General features: G+C 40.0%; 26 protein-coding genes. 18 read left to right on the top strand and 8 right to left on the bottom strand.

The window, feature by feature from the left end:
* Nucleotides 1-61: 61 nt before the first annotated feature.
* The 3 genes from F993_RS12460 to F993_RS12470 form a co-directional block, all read right to left on the bottom strand.
* Complete coding sequence (locus tag F993_RS12460) at nt 62-532, bottom strand: SRPBCC family protein (protein WP_004653572.1); 471 nt, start codon at nt 530-532, stop codon at nt 62-64.
* Entirely contained in the window at nt 510-869 is a 360-nt protein-coding gene (locus F993_RS12465; RefSeq protein WP_004653570.1) for an ArsR/SmtB family transcription factor, read from the bottom strand. Before F993_RS12465 ends, F993_RS12460 begins: the two co-directional genes overlap by 23 nt.
* A gap of 86 nt (nt 870-955) precedes the next feature.
* Nucleotides 956-1,855, bottom strand: coding sequence for a DMT family transporter (locus F993_RS12470; protein WP_004653569.1), 900 nt, complete (start codon nt 1,853-1,855; stop codon nt 956-958).
* A gap of 89 nt (nt 1,856-1,944) precedes the next feature.
* On the opposite strand from F993_RS12470, the gene F993_RS12475 reads away from it, so the two are divergent.
* The 5 genes from F993_RS12475 to F993_RS12495 all read left to right on the top strand — a co-directional run bounded on the left by F993_RS12475 (nt 1,945) and on the right by F993_RS12495 (nt 6,602).
* Nucleotides 1,945-2,817: a LysR family transcriptional regulator gene (locus tag F993_RS12475; protein ID WP_032812679.1), complete on the top strand. Its 873-nt coding sequence runs from the start codon at nt 1,945-1,947 to the stop codon at nt 2,815-2,817.
* A 246-nt stretch (nt 2,818-3,063) separates the two neighbouring features.
* Nucleotides 3,064-5,268 (top strand): OsmC domain/YcaO domain-containing protein, encoded by a 2,205-nt coding sequence (locus F993_RS12480; RefSeq protein ID WP_004653567.1) that lies wholly within the window; start codon nt 3,064-3,066, stop codon nt 5,266-5,268.
* A gap of 279 nt (nt 5,269-5,547) precedes the next feature.
* Nucleotides 5,548-5,859 carry a CopM family metallochaperone gene (gene copM / locus F993_RS12485; RefSeq protein WP_004653566.1) on the top strand — a complete coding sequence of 104 codons (312 nt, stop codon included), beginning with the start codon at nt 5,548-5,550 and terminating at the stop codon, nt 5,857-5,859.
* A gap of 107 nt (nt 5,860-5,966) precedes the next feature.
* The gene (fdx, locus tag F993_RS12490) at nt 5,967-6,308 is read left to right on the top strand and encodes an ISC system 2Fe-2S type ferredoxin (protein WP_004653565.1); all 342 of its coding nucleotides are present in this window, start codon (nt 5,967-5,969) and stop codon (nt 6,306-6,308) included.
* Between the two features lie 105 nt (nt 6,309-6,413).
* Complete coding sequence (locus tag F993_RS12495) at nt 6,414-6,602, top strand: heavy-metal-associated domain-containing protein (protein WP_004653564.1); 189 nt, start codon at nt 6,414-6,416, stop codon at nt 6,600-6,602.
* A 99-nt stretch (nt 6,603-6,701) separates the two neighbouring features.
* Here the strand turns inward: F993_RS12495 and cueR are convergent, their stop codons facing one another.
* Complete coding sequence (gene cueR, locus F993_RS12500) at nt 6,702-7,160, bottom strand: Cu(I)-responsive transcriptional regulator (protein WP_004653563.1); 459 nt, start codon at nt 7,158-7,160, stop codon at nt 6,702-6,704.
* 11 nt (nt 7,161-7,171) lie between these two features.
* Nucleotides 7,172-9,658: a heavy metal translocating P-type ATPase gene (locus tag F993_RS12505; protein ID WP_004653562.1), complete on the bottom strand. Its 2,487-nt coding sequence runs from the start codon at nt 9,656-9,658 to the stop codon at nt 7,172-7,174.
* Between the two features lie 159 nt (nt 9,659-9,817).
* Between F993_RS12505 and F993_RS12510 the strand changes: the two genes are divergently transcribed.
* The 4 genes from F993_RS12510 to F993_RS20490 all read left to right on the top strand — a co-directional run bounded on the left by F993_RS12510 (nt 9,818) and on the right by F993_RS20490 (nt 13,588).
* Nucleotides 9,818-10,531 carry a response regulator transcription factor gene (locus F993_RS12510; protein ID WP_004653561.1) on the top strand — a complete coding sequence of 238 codons (714 nt, stop codon included), beginning with the start codon at nt 9,818-9,820 and terminating at the stop codon, nt 10,529-10,531.
* 85 nt (nt 10,532-10,616) lie between these two features.
* Nucleotides 10,617-12,080 (top strand): indoleacetamide hydrolase, encoded by a 1,464-nt coding sequence (iaaH, locus tag F993_RS12515; RefSeq protein WP_004653559.1) that lies wholly within the window; start codon nt 10,617-10,619, stop codon nt 12,078-12,080.
* Nucleotides 12,081-12,258: 178 nt separating this feature from the next.
* The gene (locus tag F993_RS12520) at nt 12,259-13,290 is read left to right on the top strand and encodes a M20/M25/M40 family metallo-hydrolase (protein ID WP_004653558.1); all 1,032 of its coding nucleotides are present in this window, start codon (nt 12,259-12,261) and stop codon (nt 13,288-13,290) included.
* Between the two features lie 148 nt (nt 13,291-13,438).
* Nucleotides 13,439-13,588: a hypothetical protein gene (locus F993_RS20490; RefSeq protein WP_004653557.1), complete on the top strand. Its 150-nt coding sequence runs from the start codon at nt 13,439-13,441 to the stop codon at nt 13,586-13,588.
* Nucleotides 13,589-13,647: 59 nt separating this feature from the next.
* Here F993_RS20490 and F993_RS12525 read toward each other — a convergent pair whose 3' ends face one another.
* From F993_RS12525 to F993_RS12535, 3 genes are all read right to left on the bottom strand, one after another.
* Nucleotides 13,648-15,030, bottom strand: a complete 1,383-nt coding sequence (locus F993_RS12525) for a heavy metal sensor histidine kinase (RefSeq protein ID WP_004653556.1) — start codon at nt 15,028-15,030, stop codon at nt 13,648-13,650.
* Complete coding sequence (locus tag F993_RS12530) at nt 15,020-15,703, bottom strand: heavy metal response regulator transcription factor (RefSeq protein ID WP_004653555.1); 684 nt, start codon at nt 15,701-15,703, stop codon at nt 15,020-15,022. Before F993_RS12530 ends, F993_RS12525 begins: the two co-directional genes overlap by 11 nt.
* 148 nt (nt 15,704-15,851) lie before the next feature.
* Nucleotides 15,852-16,472: an HvfX family Cu-binding RiPP maturation protein gene (locus F993_RS12535; protein WP_004653554.1), complete on the bottom strand. Its 621-nt coding sequence runs from the start codon at nt 16,470-16,472 to the stop codon at nt 15,852-15,854.
* Between the two features lie 162 nt (nt 16,473-16,634).
* Between F993_RS12535 and F993_RS12540 the strand changes: the two genes are divergently transcribed.
* The 9 genes from F993_RS12540 to F993_RS12580 all read left to right on the top strand — a co-directional run bounded on the left by F993_RS12540 (nt 16,635) and on the right by F993_RS12580 (nt 23,826).
* Entirely contained in the window at nt 16,635-16,943 is a 309-nt protein-coding gene (locus F993_RS12540; RefSeq protein WP_004653553.1) for an HvfA family oxazolone/thioamide-modified RiPP metallophore, read from the top strand.
* 69 nt (nt 16,944-17,012) lie between these two features.
* On the top strand, nt 17,013-17,873 hold the full coding sequence (locus F993_RS12545; RefSeq protein ID WP_004653552.1) for an HvfB family MNIO-type RiPP peptide maturase: 861 nt from the start codon (nt 17,013-17,015) through the stop codon (nt 17,871-17,873).
* A complete protein-coding gene (locus F993_RS12550) occupies nt 17,824-18,582 on the top strand; it encodes an HvfC family RiPP maturation protein (RefSeq protein WP_004653551.1) in 759 nt (252 codons plus the stop codon). The genes F993_RS12545 and F993_RS12550 overlap by 50 nt, the downstream gene beginning before the upstream one ends.
* Nucleotides 18,579-19,199: an RNA polymerase factor sigma-70 gene (locus F993_RS12555; protein ID WP_004653550.1), complete on the top strand. Its 621-nt coding sequence runs from the start codon at nt 18,579-18,581 to the stop codon at nt 19,197-19,199. The genes F993_RS12550 and F993_RS12555 overlap by 4 nt, the downstream gene beginning before the upstream one ends.
* Nucleotides 19,193-19,372, top strand: coding sequence for a zf-HC2 domain-containing protein (locus F993_RS12560; RefSeq protein ID WP_004653549.1), 180 nt, complete (start codon nt 19,193-19,195; stop codon nt 19,370-19,372). The genes F993_RS12555 and F993_RS12560 overlap by 7 nt, the downstream gene beginning before the upstream one ends.
* A gap of 200 nt (nt 19,373-19,572) precedes the next feature.
* On the top strand, nt 19,573-20,562 hold the full coding sequence (locus F993_RS12565) for an acyl-CoA desaturase (RefSeq protein ID WP_004653548.1): 990 nt from the start codon (nt 19,573-19,575) through the stop codon (nt 20,560-20,562).
* Nucleotides 20,559-21,833 (top strand): NAD(P)/FAD-dependent oxidoreductase, encoded by a 1,275-nt coding sequence (locus F993_RS12570; protein ID WP_004653546.1) that lies wholly within the window; start codon nt 20,559-20,561, stop codon nt 21,831-21,833. The genes F993_RS12565 and F993_RS12570 overlap by 4 nt, the downstream gene beginning before the upstream one ends.
* Before the next feature lie 3 nt (nt 21,834-21,836).
* The gene (locus F993_RS12575) at nt 21,837-22,652 is read left to right on the top strand and encodes a DUF1365 domain-containing protein (protein WP_004653545.1); all 816 of its coding nucleotides are present in this window, start codon (nt 21,837-21,839) and stop codon (nt 22,650-22,652) included.
* Entirely contained in the window at nt 22,627-23,826 is a 1,200-nt protein-coding gene (locus tag F993_RS12580) for an SAM-dependent methyltransferase (RefSeq protein ID WP_004653544.1), read from the top strand. Before F993_RS12575 ends, F993_RS12580 begins: the two co-directional genes overlap by 26 nt.
* The last annotated feature ends 17 nt before the right edge of the window (nt 23,827-23,843 follow it).

Here is a 23,843-nt window from a genome sequence, read left to right as displayed (position 1 = left end):
AAAACTCCTCCAAGCGCCTAAATGATTGGGCTTTGAGGAGTTTCTTTGTGCAAAGAGTAGATTATGCTTTTAGACCTTTAGCATACTCAACTAGTTGATCAATCACTGTTCCCCAACCGTCAAAGAAGCCCATGTCTTCGTGTTGCTGGCGAGTTTCAGCAGTACGGTGTCTGGCAATTGCAGTATATTTGGTTGCTCCGTTACCTGCATCTTCAAGCAATAGAATCGCAGTCATAAATGGATTCTCAGCAGGTTTCCAGTCCTCAGTATAAGTATCGGTAAAGACCAATTTTTTGCCATCAATTATTTCTAGGTAAACACCTTCATTCTTGATTTCATTACCATCCACATCAAAGATGGTATTGAATTTTCCACCCACTCGTAAATCAATTTCACAGGCTTTAATCGAGTGCGGGCGAGGAATAAAGAAGTGTTGAATATGTTCAGGTGTGGTCCAGCATTCCCAGACCAGTTCACGCGGCACATCAATCACTCTTTCTAGTTTTAAATCAGTTTTTGGATCCAGTTTCATTTTCTCTTTTCCTTTTTAATTCGAGTGCATAACGATCAAATTGATTAAGTCGTTGTTCCCAGATTGCCCGTTGCTCACTTAACCAATTTTGCATGGGGGTGAACGCATCGGGTGTCAGAGCACAAGTTCTGATTCGTCCATTTTTTTCTGAATGAATAAGTCCTGCTTCTTCTAATTTATTTAAATGTTTTAGAAAAGATGGCAGGGCCATGTCATGTTGTTCAGCCAGTTCAGTGATCGATGCCGTCCCAAAAGACAGTCGCGTTAAGATATCTCTACGCGTTGGATCACTGAGAGCACTGAATAACAAATCGAGTTTAGAATCATACTTAGCCATAAAGCTAAGTATTGCACAAAAAATATTCATCTTGCAATAAAAAACTTAGCTTTTTAGCTAAGTTTTTTATTGATGTTTTTATTGCTCTATTTTTCTTGTTTGTTGGTCAAAATAACCCCAATAAAACTTAGACTACCACCCACCAGCATTGACCAAGTGATGGGTTCATTCAGAATAAGAAATGCCAGTAAGACTGCAAATACAGGCACTAAATTATTAAATATGATGGTTCTAGATGCACCAATGCTGTGAATCGCCTCGGCATACCAAACAAAAGTCAGTACAGTACCAAAGGCGCCTAGAAATACAATTGATAACCCGCTGCGAAGCGAAATATGCGGTAGAGAAAATTGCATAAGTTCAGGCAAAAGAGTAATGAATAGAAAAAATGTTCCCCAAAGCACTGAATACGTGGTCACGATTAAAGCGGGTGCACGGGTCTGTTTAAAGCAAATTGTGTAAATGACCCAACTGAAAACCGCGCCACACATCATCATTTCACCCGTGCCAAAAGATTGAGTGAATGCAGTAAAAAACTCACCTTTGCTCACGACAATGAGTGTGCCGACTAAAGCGAGACATACACCTAAATAATTTATTTTTTGAAGCCTTTCCTGAAAGAATATCCGCATCGCCAAGATGGTTAAAATAGGGGATAAGCTCACAAACAGTGCAGTTCTGCCTGCTTCAATTCTGGATAGAGCAGCAAAGAAAAATATATTATAAGCAAGCACACCCGTCAATCCCATCAAGATGGCATAGACATGTTGTTGTGCAGAAAGATTTGGAAAACCTCCTGTGCTTTTCAACAAGATCAAGACCAGTAAGATCGCTGCAAAGCCAAAGCGTAATAATGCAGATAAGTTTGGAGAGAGTTCCGCAGCAACAATTCGTCCTGCGATGAAGGTACCACCCCACATCATGGCAACACAGATCAGCTTAAAATAAACAGTGGAGCTCGAAAGAGAAATGGCTAAATGACGCATGCAATTTTTAATCAATATAGAATTGAATCAAATCCTAAAACTAATTTATTTTTATAGTAAAATGAGCTTTTACTCATGAATGCATCATGATGACCCTGACCCAACTCGAAATATTTTCAAAACTCGCGGAACTAAAAAATTTTACGCATACTGCACAACAACTGAATATTTCACAGTCAGCGATTTCGCATGCACTGAAAACGTTGGAAAAGAAGTGGGAAACCCAACTGTTTTATCGAAATAACAATGAAGTAGAGCTGAGCGCAGCAGGACAACGCTTACTACCTTATGTAAATGAAATCTTGAATGTTTCTAACATTATTAATCAAGAAGTAATGGACCTAAAAGGTCTAAAAGCGGGAACGTTAAGGATAGGGTCCTTTGGTGCATCATCTTCCAATGTGCTGATTCCACTGATTTTAAAACAGTTTGCTCAGCAATATCCTGATGTTGAGGTCTTGATGATGGAAGGTACGGATAAAGAAGTATTGCAATGGATAGATGAACGCAAAGTTGATCTTGGCTTTGTGGTACTGCCTGAAACCCGCTTTGATAGTTTTGCTTTGCTGGAGGATATCTTTGTTGCTTTATTGCCTAAGCATTTAGAGATTGCACAAAAGCCAGCAGTGCAATTGCAAGCGCTGATTGATCATCCTTTTATCCTGACCAGTGCGGGCAGTCAAAACCATGTCATGGAACTGTTTAAGGCTGCGCAATTGACGCCACAGATTAAGTATAACTTGGCGCAAATCCTGTCGATTTTAAATATGGTCAATCAGGGTGCAGGGGTTTCAATTGTGGCAGATTTAGCACTCGACACAAATATTCTTTCGCTTTACCCCAATGTGGTCAAACGCCCATTATCTCCCAATATCAAGCGTTCTATTGGCTTGGCTGTAAAGAATAAACAGCAGATGTCACCGACTGCAAAAGCATTTGTTGAGCTTGCCGTGCAACTCTAGCTTTTGGTCAATATGCTAAAACCCGCTTAATTGTTCATAAATAGGCTAGAAAAACAGACAAAAGTTATCAATTACACAAAATACTTCTATAATAGCGCCCATCAATACTAAGGTCAGTGTTTAGATAAAGAGACGAGATGACCTTAGCCACACTTTTTAAGTCTATTTCTTAGTTACGATTCGGCTTATCGATTAATATTTTCAATCTTATGTGCTTGCAACACATAAGAATATTTAGGTGCTCGCATGGAAATCAAGGTTAATTATCTCGACAATCTTCGACAAGAGGCGAAGTTTGATGACTTTACGGTAATCGCCGATCAGCCGATTCGTTATAAAGGCGATGGTTCTGCACCAGGTCCATTTGATTATTTCCTTGCTTCATCTGCGTTATGTGCAGCTTACTTTGTCAAAGTGTATTGTGCTGCGCGTGATATTCCAACGGACAACATTCGTTTATCTCAGAACAATATTGTTGATCCTGAAAATCGCTACAAACAGATTTTTAAGATTCAGGTTGAATTACCAGCTGACATTTCTGAAAAAGACCGTCAGGGCATCTTGCGTTCAATCGATCGCTGTACCGTCAAGAAAGTGATCCAGACCGGCCCAGAGTTTATCATTGAAGAGGTTGAAAGCATTGATGCAGATGCACAAGCCTTATTGATGCCAAGCCTTGCCTCTGAAAGCAGCACCTACATTGCGGGTAAAGACCTGCCATTAGAAGAGACCATTGCCAATATGTCAGGGATTTTGGCAGGTCTTGGCATGAAGATTGAAATCGCATCTTGGCGCAATATCGTACCGAATGTCTGGTCCTTGCATATCCGAGATGCACAATCACCAATGTGCTTTACCAATGGTAAAGGCTCAACCAAAGAAAGTGCTTTAGCTTCGGCTTTAGGTGAGTTCATTGAACGTTTAAACTGTAACTTCTTCTATAACGATCAGTTCTGGGGTGAGGACATTGCCAATGCAGAATTTGTACATTATCCAGATGAGAAGTGGTTTAAACCGGGTCCAAATGGCGAATTACCAAAAGAAATTTTGGATGAATATTGTCTCGAAATTTATAACCCAGATGATGAGTTACTCGGTACGCATTTATACGATACCAACTCAGGGAATACAGAACGTGGTATTTGCTCATTGCCATTTGTACGCCAATCTGATGATGAAATTGTCTATTTCCCATCAAACCTGATTGAGAATTTATATCTCAGTAACGGTATGAGTGCGGGCAATACATTAGCAGAAGCTCAGGTTCAATGCTTATCTGAAATTTTTGAACGTGCGGTTAAACGTGAAATTCTGGAAGGTGAAATTGCATTACCCGATGTGCCGCAAGAGGTATTGGCCAAATACCCAAGTATTGTGGCAGGTATCCGAGGCTTGGAAGAGCAAGGTTTTCCAGTCCTTGTCAAAGATGCATCGTTAGGCGGTCAATTCCCTGTGATGTGTGTGACTTTAATGAACCCACGTACAGGCGGTGTATTTGCCTCATTTGGTGCACACCCAAGCTTGGAAGTGGCATTAGAGCGTAGTTTAACTGAATTGTTGCAAGGTCGTAGTTTTGAAGGTTTGAATGATTTACCGCAACCGACATTCCAAAGCAATGCAGTGACAGAACCAAACAACTTTGTTGAACACTTCATTGATTCAAGTGGTTTGGTCTCTTGGCGTTTCTTTAGTGCCAAATCAGATTATGACTTTGTCGAGTGGGACTTCACTAATGAGGGTGAAAATTCAAATGCTGAAGAAACTGCAGAATTGTTCGGCATCCTTGAAGAAATGGGCAAAGAAGTCTACATGGCCGTGTATGAGCACTTAGGTGCAACCGCATGTCGTATCTTGGTGCCTGATTATTCTGAAATTTATTTGGTAGAAGACCTGATTTGGGACAATACCAACAGAGCCATCTTATTCCGTGAAGATATTCTTAATCTACATCGTTTAGATGACGAACAATTGGAAGCCTTGGTTGAGCGTTTAGAAGAATGCGAACTGGATGATTATACCGAAATTACGACCTTGATCGGGATTGAGTTTGATGACAATACGGTATGGGGTCAGTTAACTCTGCTTGAGTTAAAACTGTTGATCTATCTTGCTTTAGAGCAGTTTGAAGAAGCGAAAGAATTGGTTGAGACTTTCTTGCAATACAATACCAACACGGTAGAACGTGGTTTGTTCTATCAATGCATGAATGTGGTGTTGGAAGTCTTACTCGATGATGAAATGGAGCTTGAAGACTACGAAACCAATTTCCGCCGTATGTTTGGCAATGAGCGTATGGATGCTGTGGTTGGTTCTGTTGAAGGTACGGTCCGTTTCTATGGTCTTACACCAACCAGTATGAAACTGGAAGGGCTTGATCGTCATTTACGTCTCATCGACAGCTATAAAAAATTGCATAAAGCACGTGCTAAGGCAGTTGGCTTAAATGGCTAAAACACTATAGGTATCGTTTTAAAAAAGTGCATGTTGATCATGCACTTTTTTATTTAGGGCCGATAAAACTTTGTTTTTTAATCACTCAAAATTTTAATCAATTGATGGCTTGACCTTGCAATTATTGGAAGGACTACAGTGTCTTTCATAAAGGTAACTGTGCCACATGAGATAGAAACCCTCATCTATTGACGGTGTCACTTCCTTTATTTTTATCCATATAGCATGTCAATCACATCTGAAATGAATGTGATGCTGCTGAATAGAAAGGAAATAATAATGAGTGAACAACAATCGGCAATAACGCCTACCCCAAATGATTCAAGTGATATTTATAGTCTCTCTACGCGTGCTTATATGGAACTAAGCAGCCGTATGCATGTAGATATGCAAATCAATTACACCGGCAATGCCGACATCGACTTTATGCGTGGAATGATTCCACATCATCAAGTGGTGGTAGATATGGCCAAGGTCGCCTTGAAATATTGTTATGATCCAGAAGTTCGCATGCTGGCAAAAAACATTATGTTGGCACAAGAGATTGAAATTAAAGTGATCAATGCTTGGTTGCAACGGCATCTATTATAAAGCCTTCGATCTTATTCTTGATTTGATGGTTCCATCCATAATGGGCTGAATCAAAACAGCCTTTTATGGATTACAGCTTTTTCTAATTAGATAGAAAGGTAGTGATTATGCCGAAGATAACCGTGCTTCCACATGAAAAAATCTGTCCAGAGGGCAACATTTTAGAAATAAAAAAGGGTGCAAACCTGTGTAGAGCTTTACTTGATCATGGTATTGAAATTGAACATGCATGTGATTTTTCAGGAGCCTGTACCACCTGTCATGTCATTATCCGAAAAGGCTTTGAAAGTTTGCAGGAAATGGATGACGTTGAAGCAGACCTGCTTGATCGCGCTTGGGGGCTAAGTCCAGAGTCTCGACTGTCTTGTCAGGTAAATATTCAGACTCAGCCTTTGGAAATAGAAATCCCCAAATACACGATCAATTATGTTTCCGAAAAGAAGGAATGATCACATAAAATATTGTTAATTTTAATGTGTAAAAGACTTGACCTTACCATTATGGCAACCTTTATAGTGTGTTTATCTTCTTAAAGAACTGAATGGAGTTTTACGATGGAATTTCATGTCGAAAATATGACCTGTGGTGGCTGTGCACGTGGTGTAACCCGTGCGATCCAAGCGGTAGATGCCAATGCAAAAGTGATTACTGATCCACCTAACCGCAGTGTTAAAGTTGAAACTACAGCCTCACAGCAACAAGTGGTCGAGGCTTTATCAGAAGCAGGTTTTCCACCACGTTAATCTGTTCATGAATGAAAAGCGGCTTAAATAGCCGCTTTTTTGTATCAATGGAATGGATAAAAAATAAAAGGCGATCATAAGATCGCCTTTTATGCTGTTTTACTTGCGCCCAGTGAGCGGGGAAAGCGAGAGCAAATCATTATGATGATGGATGTCCTTCATTTCATGACTTGGTTCTTTTAAGCCTTCCAAAATCGGACAGTCGGGACGATTGTCACCGGCACAGCAGTCGACTAAATTCTGGAGTGTTTGCGCCATTTGCTGCAGGTCTTGGATACGCTGTTCCAGCTTATGGATATGTGCCTGAGCCAGTTGTTTTACATCGGCACTTTGTCGATTGCGATTATTCCATAGGTCGAGTAAGTCAGTAATTTCTATGACTGAGAATCCTAACTCACGACTACGTTTGATAAATTTCAAACGTTCCACGTCATTCTCTGAATAAGAACGGTAGCCTGCATTGCTGCGTCCTGCCGCAGGAATCAAACCAATTTGTTCGTAATAACGAATCATCTTGGCAGTTACACCTGAAGCTTGAGAAACTTTACCAATATTCATAAGATCCTCCATTAGCTTTTATGCATAGATGGTGGTTGGAAACGGCGTAAACGTAGAGCATTACCGAGCACAAAAACACTGGAAAGTGCCATCGCACCAGCGGCAAAAATTGGTGACATTAAGATGCCATAAGTGGGGTATAACACACCCGCGGCCACTGGAATCAATAGAGTATTGTAAGCAAAGGCCCAGAATAAGTTTTGGTGAATATTGCCAATCGTTGCTTTAGACAAAGCAATTGCATTGGCCACGCCTTGTAAGTTCCCAGACATCAGTACGACATCTGCAGATTCAATCGCGACATCTGTACCTGTGCCAATCGCAAGACCAACATCTGCTTGAGCCAGTGCAGGTGCATCGTTAATACCATCCCCCACAAAGGCAATATTGCCATATTTTGCTTTCAGTTCCTGAACAGCATTGACTTTACCTTCAGGTAGCACTTCAGCAATCACTTCATCAATCCCTAGTTGTTTGGCAATGGCATGTGCGGTACGGGCATTGTCACCCGTAATCATTGCTACTTTTAAACCCAGTTGATGCAGTGCTTGAATGGCAGCAGGTGTGGTGTCTTTGATTGGATCGGCAACCGCAATAATCCCTGCCAAAGCACCATCAATTGCCACATAAAGCGGAGATTTTCCTTCATCACCCAAACGCTGTGCTGTATGGAAAAATGGGGTGATATCCAGACCAAGTTGAATCATGTAGCGGTCTGCACCGATATAAATGTTCTGGCTTTCATTTACAGTGGCGTTGACACCCATCCCCGTGACTGAATCAAAGCGGTCAACCTTTGGCAAATCTAAACCTTCATTTTTTGCCGCATCGACAATTGCTTTGGCAATTGGATGTTCAGAAAGTGACTCTACTGCAGCAACAAGGCTGAGCACATCATTACGCTCAAAAGCGGATGTTACCTCAAAATCAGTCAGTACGGGATGACCTTCGGTCAAGGTGCCTGTTTTATCAACAGCAACCACTTGAGCATCTTTTAACAGTTGTAGTGCTTCACCTTTGCGGAACAGGACGCCAAGTTCCGCACCACGTCCAGTACCAACCATAATCGAGGTGGGGGTTGCTAGGCCCATGGCACATGGACAGGCAATAATCAGTACAGCCACTGCATTGACCAGTGCAAAAGTTAAAGCAGGTGATGGGCCAAAAATCAGCCACACAAGGAAGGTGAGTAGCGCTGCAAGCATGACCGCAGGCACAAACCATAGAGTAACCTTATCGACCACGGCCTGAATCGGCATTTTAGAGCCTTGTGCCTGCTCGACCAGACGGATAATCTGCGCCAACATGGTGTTGCCACCGACAGCGACGGCTTTAAAACTTAAAGTACCGTTCTGGTTAATGGTTCCACCCACTACTTGGCTACCAATATTTTTCTCAACAGGAATCGGTTCACCCGTGATCATTGATTCATCGACAAAGCTTTGGCCTTCAATGACTTCACCATCGACAGGGATTCTTTCACCTGGTTTTACAATGACAAAATCACCTGCAAGCACTAGGTCAATTGGAATATCGACAAGCTGATTATCGCGAGAAACATGGGCAACTTTTGCCTGTAAGCTGACTAAGCGTTGAATGGCTTCAGAGGTCCGTCCTTTGGCTTTCGCTTCAAGAAAACGACCGAGTAGAATTAAAGCTACAATCACTGCTGCAGCTTCGTAATAAACATTCACCGTGCCTGCAGGTAAGAACTTTGGTGCAAAGGTTGCAACCAATGAAAATAGGTAAGCTGCCAAGGTACCGACTGCCACCAAGGAGTTCATATCTGGGGCTAAACGGACTAGAGCGGGAAGCCCTTTACTGTAAAAACGACGACCTGGAATAAACAAGACTAAGCTGGTTAAAACGAATTGTAAGTACCAACTATTTTGCATGCCAATAGTTTGTTCAATCAGATGATGTACACCCGGAATCAAGTGTGAGCCCATTTCCAAGATAAACACAGGCAATGCTAGAACTGTGGCAATAATCAAATCACGTTTGAGTTCTGCGCGTTCTTGGTCCTTTTTCTCCAGTTGTTCACTTTGATCTGGAATAGATGCCTGAATTTCTTTGGCATCGTAACCGGCTTTATCAATCGCAGCGATCAGGCTTTCAATGCTGGCTGTACCTGTTACAGTGGCGCGTTCTGTTGCTAAATTGACGTTGGCAGTACTTACGCCATTCACCGCATTCAAGGCTTTTTCGACACGACTGACACATGAAGCGCAGGTCATGCCTTCAATCGATAATTCAACCTTATTTGCAGGGACGTCATAGCCTGTTTGCTCAATGGCTTGAATCAGTACTTGTCGGTCTACAGGCTTGGCAAGGGTGATATCGGCACGTTCTGTGGCTAGATTCACTGATGCAGACTGAACGCCGTCGACTTTTTTGAGTGCTGTTTCGACACGTCCAACACAACTGGCACAGGTCATGCCTTCGACTTGAAGGCTGACATTCATATTATTAGACGATGTTTTTGTTTGCGTTTCCATAAGATAGACCTATAGAGATAATCCAATTGCTAAAAGCATAGACCTTGACATTATAGTAAGGTCAAGAGGGGATTTTAAATATTTAACAATTCATATCATGCATGGAAAGCAAGAAGACGAGTATTTTTGAATCGTCACCATAAAAGGAAGACCATTATTATGCTTTTAGAACACGATTTAAGTTCATCAGAATTTACGCTTTTATCTGAAATCATATGGAAATTAGGTTCAGAAAAAGGTCAGCGAACATTAAGACAAAACATTCTGGCAGATATTGCGACTTTATTACGTGCAGATTTTGCTGCATCTTATATCTGGGATTCAAAACAGCATTTATCCAAACAAGGCCTCATGTGGCAGATTGATCCCAAAGCCATCGTGGAATATGACAGCATTTGGCAGCACAACGATCCAATCACGTCACAACTTCGTCAGCGCCAGCATCCAACTTTCGTCAATGAAATCATTTCACTTTCTAAGCTCAAGCAAACCACCTATTACAATGAGTTTTTACAGCCCTATGGGCTCTATCATGGTTTGAATGTGTATTTTGTTCGGGATGGGATGGATATTGGTGATTTGCGTATTTGGCGCGCCAAAGACTCGATTATGTTTAGTGAACGAGAGAAAAGGATTTTAAATCTACTCGAACCTTATATGACTCAAGCCTTGCCTATAGATTTATCATTCCAATATTTTTTGACTCCACGGGAGCAAGAGGTGGTCATGTTAGTGAGTAAGGGATTGAGTGATAAATATGTTGCCAATTTACTTGATATCAGCTTTACCACGGTGAGGACGCATTTAAAAAGTGCCATGAAAAAAATGGGTTGTCATAATCGTACCGAAATGGCTGCATTAATGCATTCTTAATGACCTCCTCAATTTTGAGGATATCTAATAAATTGAAAACGGTACAAATTATAAACATAACTACTTAAATGGATTTTAAGTCACAATGTTAAATATGAAAGAAAAAGTAGCTTTAGATCAACGGATTCATCTTGATAAAGCTACAATCAATGAAATTACAGCATTGGTTGCTGAGCGCAAGGTCTCTTGTGAACAATTGGTCCATCTCTATTTCGAAAAGATTAATGCGCAGCAGTCCCTCAATGCTTTTATCAGCCTTGATCAAGCGGCAGCGATTCAGCAGGCCCAGTTTTGGGATCAAAATATTGCAGATGGCAAACCTTGCCCTGCATTAATTGGGGTATTAGTTGCAGTAAAAGATAATATTCATGTTGCAGGTTTTACTAATACGGCAGGAACACCTGCTTTAACAGGATTCAGACCCAAAGCAACTGCACCCGTGATTCAAGCCTTGATTGATCAAGGTGCGATTGTTATAGGTAAAGCTAATATGCATGAGCTGGCATTTGGGGTCACAGGCTACAATACTGCAATGCATATTGAGGGTGTGATTGGCACTCGTAATGCTGCCAATCCCTTATATATCGCAGGTGGTTCTTCTTCCGGGAGTGCAGTCGCGGTTGCCGCAGGTATGGTTCCAATTGCAATCGGGACTGATACAGGTGCATCGGTCAGACTACCCAGTGCATTGAATGGTTGTGTGGGTTTTCGTCCAACGCTAGGACGATATGCTCAAATAGATATTACGCCTATTTCGCATAGCCGTGATACGGCAGGCCCAATGGCACATTCGGTGTCTGATATCATATTGATTGACCAATTGATTAGCCAGCAACAGATAACAGCTTCTATACAGACGCACCCGATACGGCTTGGGATATGTACATATTTTTGGGAAAATCTGGATCAAGACGTACAACAACAAGCGCATCGAGCACTGCAACTTTTAAAAAATGCAGGGATTGAAATCATCAGTGTAGAAATGCCTGAATTAGACCATTTGAATCATCATATTTCATTTCCTGTGGTGATCTACGAAGGCAAATATGATTTGATTCAATATTTAGAAAATAATCAGATTGGGCTGAGTTTAGAGGCGGTGGTCGATCAGATCTCTAGTCCAGATGTACAGCAGCTTTTTAAGCAGAATATTTTGCCTGAATTAATTGCTGATACGACTGGAGAATCAGTGTCAGTGGGGCCGTTATATCAGCAAGCGCTTAGCGAGGCACGTCCTCAATTGCTTGCGTTGTATCAGAAAACGTTTCAAGATCATCAACTGGATGCTTTAATTTTTCCAACGTCACCGATTGTTGCACCATTGGCGAATGAGCATGTGAGCTCAATTGAAAATTTCCAAAGGCTGATTCGTAATACCGATCCAGGCAGTAATATTGGCTTACCAGGACTGAGTTTACCCATCGGTTGTAGTGAAAAATCAAAATTACCTGTCGGATTAGAAATAGATGGTTTACCGAATACAGATCATGACATTCTTGCGATTGGGCAAGTACTAGAACAGATTTTTAGCAGTTTAAATCATCGCTAAAATAGGTCTGAAGACAACTTATTAAAACCTGTCTAATCGAGGACAGGTTTAAGCAAATAGATAAGCAGCGATATGTCCCTGATTGAATAACAGCACAAGATACAAATCAAAATGGCAAATACTGACCTGAAAATCTAGTATTAAGCTGACTTTATAAAAATTGGTTTAAGTTTATTTTATGTTTTTAAAGAAATTTTTAGCTGTTTGTATTTTAAGCAGTATGTTTGCGATGAGCGGTTGTCAAAAAAACGAGCAACATTCCAAAGAAAAAGTTGAAGATGTGAGTCAATCTGGTTTAAAACTGGATGCAGCACAGATGATGACGCATTTACATGCATTTGAACAAATTGCCAAACAGCATGGTGGTAATCGTGCTGTCGGTACGCAAGGTGGTCTAGCAAGTGCAGATTATATTTTAGATCAGGCCAAGAAAGCAGGTTTTAGTACAGAGCTTCAGACTTTTGAAAATCGGGAAAAGACCAAAGGTAAGAATATTATTGTAGAGATTCCCGGTGAGTCAAAACAAAGCATAATTCTGCTGGGAGCACATTATGACTCGGTCAAAATGGGACCTGGCATCAATGATAATGCTTCAGGTGTAGCCTTATTGCTCGATTTGATGACACAATTATCGAGCCAAAAAGTAAAACCGGAACACACCATTCATCTGGCATTTTGGGATTCGGAAGAAGTAGGGATTGCAGGTTCTCAAGCTTATGTAGAGAAACTGACTGCTGAACAGTTAAAAGCCATTAAAGCCTATATCAATGTGGATATGGTGGGGACTAAAAACCCTGAAATTTTGATTGCAGATGGTGATAAATCCTCTGTAGATGAGATGGAAAAAATGCTGAAAGAACGTGACATGCAGGAATCTGACTATAAACCACTACTTGATAGTTTACGTGGCCTGCCAAGCCATAGCGGTGATTTAGCATTAGAGAATTCGCTCAAGGCATTTTTCAAAGCAAAAAACCTAAAAATTAAAGAAGATGTCTCGACCTTAACCGCCAGTGATACGGCTCCGTTCTTAGGTAAGGTTCCAGTGACTTCTGTCATCTTGTTTAATGAGCAAATGAAAGGGGATGAACTGGAGTTCGCGCCGTGCTATCACAAAGCATGTGACACCATTGAACAGGTCGATCAAAAGTCAATGCAATTGGCGGGTGATGCGGTCATTCATTTATTAAAGTTTTTAGATAAACAATAAGATCAAATTGAGCAATAACACCAAACTCGATAGATTATGTACGGTGTTGTCATATATAGAAATGACATAATTGTCATTCTCTGGTCATGCTGTTGTTGGGCTGCTTGTTCTATCTTATAGAGAGTTAAGAGAGAACAGGTAAATAGAAATGAAAGCATTGATTAAACTCATCTTCATCCTATCGTTTGCATCAACAGCGAGCTTAAGTTATGCAGATGGTGGTTTAATGTTCTTGGAAAAAAACCAAGAGCGTAATGCAACTCTACAAGGTGGCAATGGTCAAAATCAGGCAAACTAAGATTTAAATTTGAAAGGACCATGAAACTTCTTATAAGTTCTATGGCCCTTTCTTTTTATTCACTGCATTTTAAAAATCATTCGGAATACAATATTTTCTTCTTCCATAAATACATCAATTGCTGCATCATGAATTTCGATAATGGATTTGGTAATGGCCAGTCCTAGCCCCGTTCCATCTTCGGCTTTGTGTCGGGATGAGTCCAGTCGATAGAAGCGGTCAAAGAAACGAGACAGTTGTAAAGGGCTTAAAGTCTGCATTTCAGCAGACACTTTATTTTTAATCTGAATAATCGAATGCTGATGATCTTGGCTCAGTTTGACTTCTAAAATTGAGTCAGGCTCACCATATTTAATTGCATTCGAGATTAAATTATTAAAGGCTCGACGAATCATTGCGGGTTCAGCATGAATAGATGCCTGACCTATTTGCTTTAACTGGATGTGTTTTTCTGAGGCAAAGGCTTCAAAATATTCAAATAGCACCCGCATTTCTTGCTTTAAATCGATTTCTTTTTTGTTTTTTAATGCAAGGTTATGATCCGATTTTGCAAGAAACAACATATCTGAAATCATTTTTGCCAGATGTTCATATTCTTCCAGATTGGAAAATAACACGTCTTGATATTCTTCCACGCTTCTTTGTTTGGTTAAACAAACTTGGGTTTGCATCATCAGGTTATTGATTGGTGTTCTGATTTCATGGGCCAAATCACTTGAGAACGCAGAAAGTTTATCGACTGAAACCTCCAAGCGGTTAAGCATGTCATTGAATGCAGTTGCTAAAGGGGCGAGTTCAATCGGCACATTGCTGAGATCGAGGCGATTGGAAAGATTATTTGCAGAAATATTTTCTGAAAGTTTTGCCATTTTCCGAATTGGGCCGAGACCTTGCCAAGTGGCTAACCAGCCTAAAAACATCAGACCAATCACACCGAGTAACCCAATCATGAGCAACTGCTGTTTAAAAGAATGCAGGAAATAGTAATTATCGGTGACTTCTATTGCGGCAATAATTTGCATGTTTTGATCGATTTGATCATAGCGAAGGTTTTTATTGACCATGATGCCTTGATAACTCTGATCCTTATTTTTCCAATTAACCCATTGTCCATTTCTATTTTGGATCAATTGGCTGAGATCGGTGTGGTCATTTTTTTTATTATAAATGGTTTGACCATTGGCGAGTTTGATCTGGATCACTAGATTATCATGCCCAATCAATGCCTCATCTAAGCTGTCTTTAAAATTGCTTGGTTTCTGTTGAAATAAATTTTCAATCAGCTGAATTTTGCCTTCGATTTCTTTTTGGTTTTGTTGGTAGAAATAATTGACGACATGTTGATTGACGAATATCCCCATAACGATCAAGATCAGAATCGTGAACAATGTTGAAATAAAGCTGATTCGAAAACCGATCGAACGAAATAATTTATTTCTCATCTTCAATCTCTAAGACATAACCCATACCACGGATATTTCTAATCAGTTTGGGGCTAAAATCGGTATCAATTTTATTTCTCAGTCGACGAATTGCAACTTCAACCACGTTAGTATCGCTATCAAAATTGATATCCCAAACCAGTGCAGCGATCAGAGATTTAGGTAAGACTTCACCTTGACGGCGCATGAATAGTTCCAATAATGAAAATTCTTTGGCGGTCAGATCAATCCGTTGTCCAGAACGCACCACACGGCGTTTGATCAAATCGAGATGCAAGTCTGCAACTGCATAGAAAGTTTGTTCTTCTTTAATTTGACCACGTTTCAACAGGGTTTTGATTCTGGCGAGCAATTCTGCGAAGGCAAAGGGTTTAATCAGAAAGTCATCTGCACCAAGTTCCAAACCTTTGACGCGATCTTCAATCTGGTCTTTGGCTGTAAGAAACAGGACAGGGAGGAATGTATTTACTTTACGAATTTCAGTGAGGATTTTCCAGCCGTCTAGTTTAGGCAACATCACATCTAAAATAATCAGATCATATTGTTCTGTTACAGCAAGATGGAGCCCTGATATACCATCTTGACTCCAATCAGTTACATAACCTGCTTCAGTTAAGCCTTTTTGGAGATAATCACCTGTTTTTTGTTCATCTTCAACAAGAAGTATTCGCATGCTTTCATCGAGCCCAAAGTTTTATCGTGTCATTTTAGCGTCAAAGATAATTAGATATTTATAAATGACAAAATTGTAATATTGCGGTCAGCTTCCTGACCTTAACGATTTAATACTTTCACAAATAACCGGGCGATACTCGTTGAATTTATTTTTGTGGAACATGTTTAGCGATCTGTCGTTTTAGCCAATAATCTAAACTGAAATAACGACCACCACCGAGAACAATTAAGGTAATCAGCATAATCAGATACGTCGCTGCAAACTCAATGCCATTATTCAAAATCACGAATGAACCACTGGATGTTAGCCAGTCATAATTGCCATAGTTTTCTAGAATTCCTCGAGCTGCTTCCAGTTTTTCAGCAGAGGCGAGTACTTGTGCATTGGCAAAGGGTGCATTGGGATCGGCAATGGCTTGCCAACCGTTTGGTAGGTGTACAGTGACGATTGCCACCAACATGGTAACGATCAATGGAATACTAATCCAACGTGTCAAAAGACCGAGCGTTAAAAGCACAGCCCCTACAAGCTCCGTCGAACTTGCCAGTGCTGCCATGATATGCGGAAAGGGTAAACCCAAGCCCCAATCGCTATTGCCAAACCATTCCACTGTATCTTGAAAATGCATCAGTTTATTTGTACCAGCCATCCAGAAGACTGGAACTAAATACCAACGTAAGGCAAGTGCCGCGATGCCATCCGCATGTTTGAGTGCTGAGCACATGTTTTGATAGTGCTGAGTAAGAGCATACAAAAAGTTCTTCATGATAATTTCACACCGAATCGGATTGAATGATCATTAGTCGGATGAGGATTCAATTTCTTACATAATTTTTTTTTATTTGCACTGTAATAAATCGAGATTTACGCCGTCTAACTTTATGTACCTTTGTACAAACCGAGCATTTACCTTAAAAGGAATAGAAAAATGAGCAAACTTAATTCGATGACTTCAGTTGCAGCGTTATTGGCATTATCTGTTGCTGGCGTGACCCAAGTGGCTGTTGCAGCAACGACAACGACGACAGAGGCCCATGCAAGCAAAGCTGCTGATGGAAAATGTGGTGAAGCGAAATGTGGTGCCAATAAAGCTAAACAACAGCAAAAATCTGCTGAAGCTAAATGCGGTGCAGCAAAAAAAGCAGCAGACGCGAAGTGTGGCGCAGCCAAGAAAGCTGCTGAAGCAAAATGTGGTGCGGATAAAAAAGTGGCTGACGGCAAGTGTGGGGCTAAATAATCCCTTCAATCATGGATGATGTCGATTTAAAACCTAGATCGGCATCATTCTAATCATAGGAGTTTAAGCATGGCTGAATTGGCTGGTGTAGGTCTGGGCCTAAGACGTGAGTTTATTGATGGGTTTTTAAATGCCGATACTCATCCAGATTTTATTGAGGTTGCTCCTGAAAACTGGATGGGCTTTGGTGGTCGGCATGCCAAACTTCTAGCCCAATGTGTTGAGAAAGCACCTTTAATTTGTCATGGATTGTCTTTATCCATTGGCGGACCACATGCTTTGAATCTGGAGTTTATCCAGCAGGTTAAAAAATTTCTACAACACTATAAAGTCCAAATTTACTCAGAACATTTAAGCTATACCCATGATGGTGGTTACTTATATGATCTATTACCGATTCCTATGACCGAAGCAGCTGCGAATTATGTGGCAGAACGTATTTTACGGGTGCAGGATATATTAGGGCAGAGATTGGTGATTGAAAATGTCTCCACCTATTTAATGCCCAATGCAGAAATGCGTGAAGCTGAATTTGTACGTGAAGTATTGCTCAAGGCAGACTGTGAATTGCTATTGGATGTGAATAATGTCTATGTAAATAGCATTAATCATGGCAGTGATGCCTATGCTTTTATTGATGCGATGCCCAAAGACAGGATTAGTTACTTACATGTTGCTGGCCATGAACAAGTTGAAAAAAACCTATTGATCGATACACATGGCGCAGCAATCAGTGATCCTGTTTGGCAGCTCTTACAATATAGCTATCAAATTTGTGGAGTTAAACCAACGTTACTGGAACGAGACTTTAATATTCCATCTTGGCAACAGTTACAAAATGAATTGACCCATATCAAAAATATGCAACAGGAGGGTCGTGATGAAGGCAAAGCCAATATCCTTTCAGACTACGCAGCGACAGTTCTGTGATTGGATACGTGATCCCGAGTTAGAGCCACCACAAAACTTTGCTGTTCATCGTATGCAGGTTTATCGTGACCTGCTGTTTAATAACATCTGTTCATTTATCAATTTGGTCTTTCCAGTCGCACAAGCCATGTTACCTCAACAGCAGTGGCAGAACTTATTGGCAGAATTTTTTCAAAAATCACAATGTCAGTCGCCGTTATACAATGATATTTCCTTGCAGTTTCGAGAATACTTCACCGAACAACAGCATCCGATATTACAACAGTATCCTTGGTTAGCAGAGCTATTGCAGTATGAATGGCTAGAACTGTATTTAGATACAGTCGAAATCGAAACACCTATTCTGGTAGAAGACCAAGACTGGCAATTGACCACCCAAGTTTGGGTATTGGCCTATCAATATCCTGTTTATAGCTGGACAATGACAATGAGGCTTGAACAAGTGGAACCCGTGCCAAGCGCGATTATGGTATGGCGAGATGATCTAGATCAGGTCTGTGTTGAACCTTTATCACCTTTATTCGCGATGCTCATCGAACAGATGAATCAACGTAATGTAACTGGATCAGATCTTTATCAACTGACCCAATCAGCACTCCCTGAATTTTCTCAGCAAGAAATTCAAACACAAATTTATTCGTTAAAAGCTTTATTAACTCGGTTAAGATTAATTCATATTCCTCATAATAATGATGAGATACAGGGATGAGTTCAGCTTCAGCAACAAATCACGATGATCTATTCCATCAGTTGCACAATCCTGCTTTTTTACAAGATTTAAGACAACAGATGCTAAAATTTGCAATTTTACAGCTGTCTTCAATACAGCAAGCTGAGGATGTAGTTCAGGAAGCACTGACTAGCGCGTTTCAATATCTAGACTCATTTACAGGACGGGCGGCTTTTAAAACCTGGGTGTTTGCCATTCTAAAAAATAAAATTATTGATTTAATTCGACAGAAATCTCGTTTAGTCAGCATGAGTGAATTGTTTAAGGATGAAGAAAGTGAGCTGAGTATAGATGAGCTATTTGATGCTTCTGGACATTGGCATAAATATGAAGCGCCGCAAGCATGGCAAAGCCCTGAAGAAATGATGGAACAACAAGATTTCTGGATTATTTTTGATGCCTGTCTCAATCATTTACCTGCCAAATATGCACAGGTATTTATGTTGCGTGAGGTGATCGAGCTGAGTTCCAATGAAATTTGTGAAAAGCTGGAACTGACGGTTTCACATTTTAATGTATTGATGTATCGCAGCAGAACACGATTACGTGAATGCTTAGAAAACAAATGGTTATTGCAGGAGGATTGCTCATGTTGACATGCCGCCAAGCCACTCAATTATTATCTGAAAAACAAGATAGAGCATTGCTGTTACGAGAACAGAGCAATCTGCAATTGCACTTATTCGCTTGTCGTTCTTGCCGCCGTTATGGCAAACACATGAAAACTTTAAGTGTGTTATCAAAACAATTTAAAAATGTTGATCATTAAGCTTTTAAACTACTCAGTTTAGGCTATATTAATGTGCTCTAGGGGATATAAGAGATTAATTTCTAAAATAATATTTTTTTAAGATTTTTGCACAAACATAAAGAATAAGCGCTAGGCCTGAATGCTATGGGCTTCACATAAATTTCATATCGAATTGACTAAGATTATAAGCATAAGAAGAGATGGGTTAGGAACAATCAATGTTAAAGTTTTTTCTGGGATGGATAGACAGTTGGTCAATTACACATTCTTCTGAATTAACAGAATTCGAAGCGTCTAAAACCAGCAAAGATACTCAGATCCAATGGTTGCGAATTATTCCGTTTATTTTATTGCATATCGCTTGCTTAGCTGTGTTTTGGGTGGGCGTTTCATGGTTCGCTGTCTGGTTTATGGTTCTCTTCTATATGATTAGAATGTTTGCAATTACAGCATTCTTCCATCGGTATTTATCACATAAAACATTTCAAACATCACGCTCAGTACAGTTTATATTTCTTTTGATTGGAACCATGAGTGCGCAACGTGGCCCACTCTGGTGGACGGCACATCATCGTTATCACCATCGTTTCACCGACACAGAACACGACCCACATTCATCGACACATGGGTTTTGGTATAGCCATGTTGGATGGTTCTTGAATCAGCAGAACTTTTCCACTCGCAAAGAAATTATTAAAGATTGGCTAAAATTCCCTGAGATTGTTTGGTTAGACCGTTTTAGTTTTGTCATTGTTTTAATAACCGCTTTCGCGATTTATTTAATAGGCGATTGGTTAGCCTTTGCTTATCCCAATTTGGGTACTTCAGGATCACAGTTGCTGGTTTGGGGATTTGTGGTTTCAACGCTGTTATTGATTCATGCGACTTTATGTATTAATTCGCTGGCTCATCTTTATGGGCATAGAGATTTCGATACCAAAGACAACAGTCGTAATAATCTGTTTTTGTCGATCATCACTCTAGGTGAAGGTTGGCATAACAATCATCATTATTATGCTGGCAGTACACGGCAAGGTTTCTTTTGGTGGCAAATTGATATCACTTATTATGTTCTGAAAGCGATGTCTTTTTGTGGACTCATATGGGCGATTAATCCTGTACCTCAACGGATATATGATGCGCATAAAATCCATCTAGACAGTTTGAAAAATAAGACAGAAAAGAACAGTGACGGGGGTGTTTTATGAAAATTGCAATCGTCGGCTCTGGAATATCTGGATTATATGCAGCGTGGAAGTTATCGAAACAGCATCAAGTCACTATTTTTGAAAAAGAAAACTATTTTGGCGGACATACCGATACGCATGAATTTCGGATTGATCGAAAAAAGGTTGTAATAGACAGTGGTTTTATTGTTTTCAATGCGTATAACTATCCGCTCTTTAGTGCGATGCTTGCTGAGCTTGGCGTGCCAGCACAGAACAGCGATATGAGTTTTTCAGTTAATAATCAGGTGACGGGGCTACAATATAATCCTTCAAAAAAATGGTCGTTATTAACGAGACCACAAAATTTTCTAAATAAAAACTTTCGCTTAATGTTATCGGATTTAGTTCGCTTTTATCGAGAAAATAAAGAGATTGCTGTTGATGAACTTGATACAAATTTAAGCATTGAAGAATATCTCAATAAACATGGTTATTCACAAGTGTTTAGAGATGAGCACTTATATCCAATGTGTGGGGCACTCTGGTCAAGCCCTGTGGAGCAGATTGGTAAGATTCCGTATAAGTTTGTGGTGAGCTTTTTTCAGCATCACCGAATGTTGCAATTAAAAGATCGCCCACAATGGCAAACGGTCAAAGGCGGATCAGCATCTTATATCTATGCGATTAAGCGTGAATGCCCAACGCTCATTTGGAAGAAAACTGAAGTACAACATGTAATAAGAAGTGAAAATCATATTTCAATGATAACTGCGCATGGACAGGAGCAATTTGATTGGGTGATTTTTGCCAGTCATGCCGACGATACTTTAAAGTTGCTTAAACAGCCTTCCGAGAAAGAGCAAGACATACTAGGTTGCTTTGATTATCAAGATAATGTAATGATTGTCCATTCTGATAGATCAATCATGCCAAAATCCCAATCTCAGTGGGCCAGTTGGCACGTACATGTGACAGCTCAAAAAGAGCCTTCGGAGGATAGCGTTCATTACGGATTTAGCTATTGGATGAACAATTTGCAGAATTTGAACTGCAAGACGCAGGTTTTTTCTACCCTCAATCCAAATATGCCAATCGCCAAAGATCATATTTATATTGAACGACAATATCGGCATCCTGTGTTTAATCAACATGCAATTGCGGCACAGTCTCGTTGGCATGAAATAAATGGCAATAACCGCAGTTCATTTTGCGGTGCCTATTGGGGATGGGGGTTTCACGAAGATGGTGCAAGAAGTGCTGAGCGAGTCGTAAATCATCTCATGTCAATTGTTGATGAATATGGGAGCTGATTAATGTTGGAAGCTCAACTTGCAACTGCGAAAGCTAAAATCAGACATCGCCGTTTTAGTCCCAAACCTCATCAGTTTGAGGCGACATTAAGCTATTTATACTTTGATCCAGATCAAATAGTGGAAAAGCTCAAGCAATCAAGGTTATGCTCTTCAAACCATTGGAATATTCTCAATATATCTGATCAGGATTTCCTTAAAGGCTATAGCGGTAATTTGCGAGAAAAAATAACAAAAATATTATGGCAGCAAGCAAATACGATTTTGACTCCGCAATCAGAAATCCGTGTCTTGGCCTTACCACGAACATTGGGTTTTAGTTTTAATTCGGTTGTGTTCTATTTCATTTTAAATCGTCAAAAACAGCCTGTCTTCATACTGAGCGAGATAACCAATACACCGTGGAATGAGCATAAAGTTTATGTACATGATTGCCAGCAGAAGCTGAAAAAGCATAGCTCTTATGACAGTTATGAGTTTGATTTCGAGAAAAGTTTTCATGTCTCGCCATTTATGCCAATGGATATTCAATACAAATGGAAATTTAACTTCTCTAATACTCAAAATGTGATTCATATGCAGCTTTATCAAAGCCAAAAATTGATTTTTGATGCAACCATGCAATTTGAATTAGCACACATCACACTTCCTTCACAGCTTAATCGTTATGCTATTCAGCATATGTTTGAGCCTTTCAAAATGTTAGCTTCAATTTATGTACAAGCATTTCGGCTATGGCTTAAAAAAGTTCCATTTTATCGACATCCCAAAAAGAATAAGGATTTAGAACGAGATGATAAAAACACTAATTTTTGGTGAACAAGACACGCTTCCATTGATTTTACGCAGCTTGCTGAAACTTCGACATGGACAAATTCACTTTCGTGGTGAATGGAATGGAACTGTCGGTGAAATTTCTGATCTAGAAGTAACTGTAGATATTCATCACAAAGATCTAATTGATCTTATTTTTAAGAATGGTGTGCTTGGTGCCGCGGAGGGTTATATTCGTGGCTATTGGAGTAGTGAAAATCTAGTCGAACTCATTCAGATATTGGCAAGAAATCGCGACGTTTTGGATAAGATCAATCAAAACCTTATATCACAAGCCAGCCAATTGTTATTAAAAGCATGGTATAGATCCCGCAAAAATTCGTTGGCAGGCAGCCGTAAAAATATTGCGGAGCACTATGATTTAAGCAATGAATTTTTCAAATTATTTCTTGATTCTTCCATGATGTACTCCAGTGCAGTATATCAGCACCAAGAAATGACGCTAGAGCAAGCTTCCGATTATAAAAAAGACTTGATCTGCCAAAAGTTACAGCTTAAACCCATGGATCATCTGGTTGAAATCGGCAGTGGCTGGGGAGGCTTTGCGATCTATGCCGCTCAGCATTATGGTTGTAAAGTGACCACGATTACCATCTCACAAGCGCAATATGATGAAGCAATCCAAAGAGTTGCTGATGTTGGTTTAAGCCATCGAGTTAATGTTCAACTTAAAGATTATCGGCTGTTAGAGGGTAAATTTGATAAGTTAGTTTCGATCGAAATGATTGAAGCTGTTGGTGAGCAATATTTATCTGGTTACTTTAATCAATGTAGATCCTTATTAAAGCCAAATGGTCTTGGGCTGATTCAGGCCATTACAATTGAAGATGCTCGATATAAAAAAGCATTAAATACCGTAGATTATATTAAGCGCTATATTTTTCCAGGTAGTTTTATCCCATCGATCAGTGTGTTAACTCAAACAGCTTCCAAACATAAATTACGCTTGAAGCATCTGGAGGATATTGGCCAAAGTTATGCAGAAACTCTTCATCAATGGCGTGAACGTTTCTTAAATGCCAGAGCACAAGTGCTGGACTTAGGTTTTGACGAAAACTTTATTCGGATGTGGGACTTTTATTTGTGTTATTGCGAGGGCGGCTTTAAAGAAGGGGTCATTAGCGATGTGCAGCTTTTATTTGAAGCAAGCCCTTATTAATCATTCAACGATTTAAC

The organism is Acinetobacter proteolyticus (assembly GCF_000367945.1).
GTDB classification, from domain to species: Bacteria; Pseudomonadota; Gammaproteobacteria; order Pseudomonadales; family Moraxellaceae; genus Acinetobacter; species Acinetobacter proteolyticus.
Note: the sequence above shows the minus strand (reverse complement) of the source record. Positions and strands in the feature narration are given on the sequence as shown.

Bases quoted from the DNA above. Each gene is read 5' to 3' on its own strand.
- F993_RS12460 (WP_004653572.1), bottom strand. From the start codon at position 532: ATGAAACTGGATCCAAAAACTGATTTAAAACTAGAAAGAGTGATTGAT.
- F993_RS12465 (WP_004653570.1), bottom strand. From the start codon at position 869: ATGGCTAAGTATGATTCTAAACTCGATTTGTTATTCAGTGCTCTCAGT.
- F993_RS12470 (WP_004653569.1), bottom strand. From the start codon at position 1,855: ATGCGTCATTTAGCCATTTCTCTTTCGAGCTCCACTGTTTATTTTAAG.
- F993_RS12475 (WP_032812679.1), top strand. From the start codon at position 1,945: ATGACCCTGACCCAACTCGAAATATTTTCAAAACTCGCGGAACTAAAA.
- F993_RS12480 (WP_004653567.1), top strand. From the start codon at position 3,064: ATGGAAATCAAGGTTAATTATCTCGACAATCTTCGACAAGAGGCGAAG.
- copM (WP_004653566.1), top strand. From the start codon at position 5,548: ATGAGTGAACAACAATCGGCAATAACGCCTACCCCAAATGATTCAAGT.
- fdx (WP_004653565.1), top strand. From the start codon at position 5,967: ATGCCGAAGATAACCGTGCTTCCACATGAAAAAATCTGTCCAGAGGGC.
- F993_RS12495 (WP_004653564.1), top strand. From the start codon at position 6,414: ATGGAATTTCATGTCGAAAATATGACCTGTGGTGGCTGTGCACGTGGT.
- cueR (WP_004653563.1), bottom strand. From the start codon at position 7,160: ATGAATATTGGTAAAGTTTCTCAAGCTTCAGGTGTAACTGCCAAGATG.
- F993_RS12505 (WP_004653562.1), bottom strand. From the start codon at position 9,658: ATGGAAACGCAAACAAAAACATCGTCTAATAATATGAATGTCAGCCTT.
- F993_RS12510 (WP_004653561.1), top strand. From the start codon at position 9,818: ATGCTTTTAGAACACGATTTAAGTTCATCAGAATTTACGCTTTTATCT.
- iaaH (WP_004653559.1), top strand. From the start codon at position 10,617: ATGTTAAATATGAAAGAAAAAGTAGCTTTAGATCAACGGATTCATCTT.
- F993_RS12520 (WP_004653558.1), top strand. From the start codon at position 12,259: ATGTTTTTAAAGAAATTTTTAGCTGTTTGTATTTTAAGCAGTATGTTT.
- F993_RS20490 (WP_004653557.1), top strand. From the start codon at position 13,439: ATGAAAGCATTGATTAAACTCATCTTCATCCTATCGTTTGCATCAACA.
- F993_RS12525 (WP_004653556.1), bottom strand. From the start codon at position 15,030: ATGAGAAATAAATTATTTCGTTCGATCGGTTTTCGAATCAGCTTTATT.
- F993_RS12530 (WP_004653555.1), bottom strand. From the start codon at position 15,703: ATGCGAATACTTCTTGTTGAAGATGAACAAAAAACAGGTGATTATCTC.
- F993_RS12535 (WP_004653554.1), bottom strand. From the start codon at position 16,472: ATGAAGAACTTTTTGTATGCTCTTACTCAGCACTATCAAAACATGTGC.
- F993_RS12540 (WP_004653553.1), top strand. From the start codon at position 16,635: ATGAGCAAACTTAATTCGATGACTTCAGTTGCAGCGTTATTGGCATTA.
- F993_RS12545 (WP_004653552.1), top strand. From the start codon at position 17,013: ATGGCTGAATTGGCTGGTGTAGGTCTGGGCCTAAGACGTGAGTTTATT.
- F993_RS12550 (WP_004653551.1), top strand. From the start codon at position 17,824: ATGAAGGCAAAGCCAATATCCTTTCAGACTACGCAGCGACAGTTCTGT.
- F993_RS12555 (WP_004653550.1), top strand. From the start codon at position 18,579: ATGAGTTCAGCTTCAGCAACAAATCACGATGATCTATTCCATCAGTTG.
- F993_RS12560 (WP_004653549.1), top strand. From the start codon at position 19,193: ATGTTGACATGCCGCCAAGCCACTCAATTATTATCTGAAAAACAAGAT.
- F993_RS12565 (WP_004653548.1), top strand. From the start codon at position 19,573: ATGTTAAAGTTTTTTCTGGGATGGATAGACAGTTGGTCAATTACACAT.
- F993_RS12570 (WP_004653546.1), top strand. From the start codon at position 20,559: ATGAAAATTGCAATCGTCGGCTCTGGAATATCTGGATTATATGCAGCG.
- F993_RS12575 (WP_004653545.1), top strand. From the start codon at position 21,837: ATGTTGGAAGCTCAACTTGCAACTGCGAAAGCTAAAATCAGACATCGC.
- F993_RS12580 (WP_004653544.1), top strand. From the start codon at position 22,627: ATGATAAAAACACTAATTTTTGGTGAACAAGACACGCTTCCATTGATT.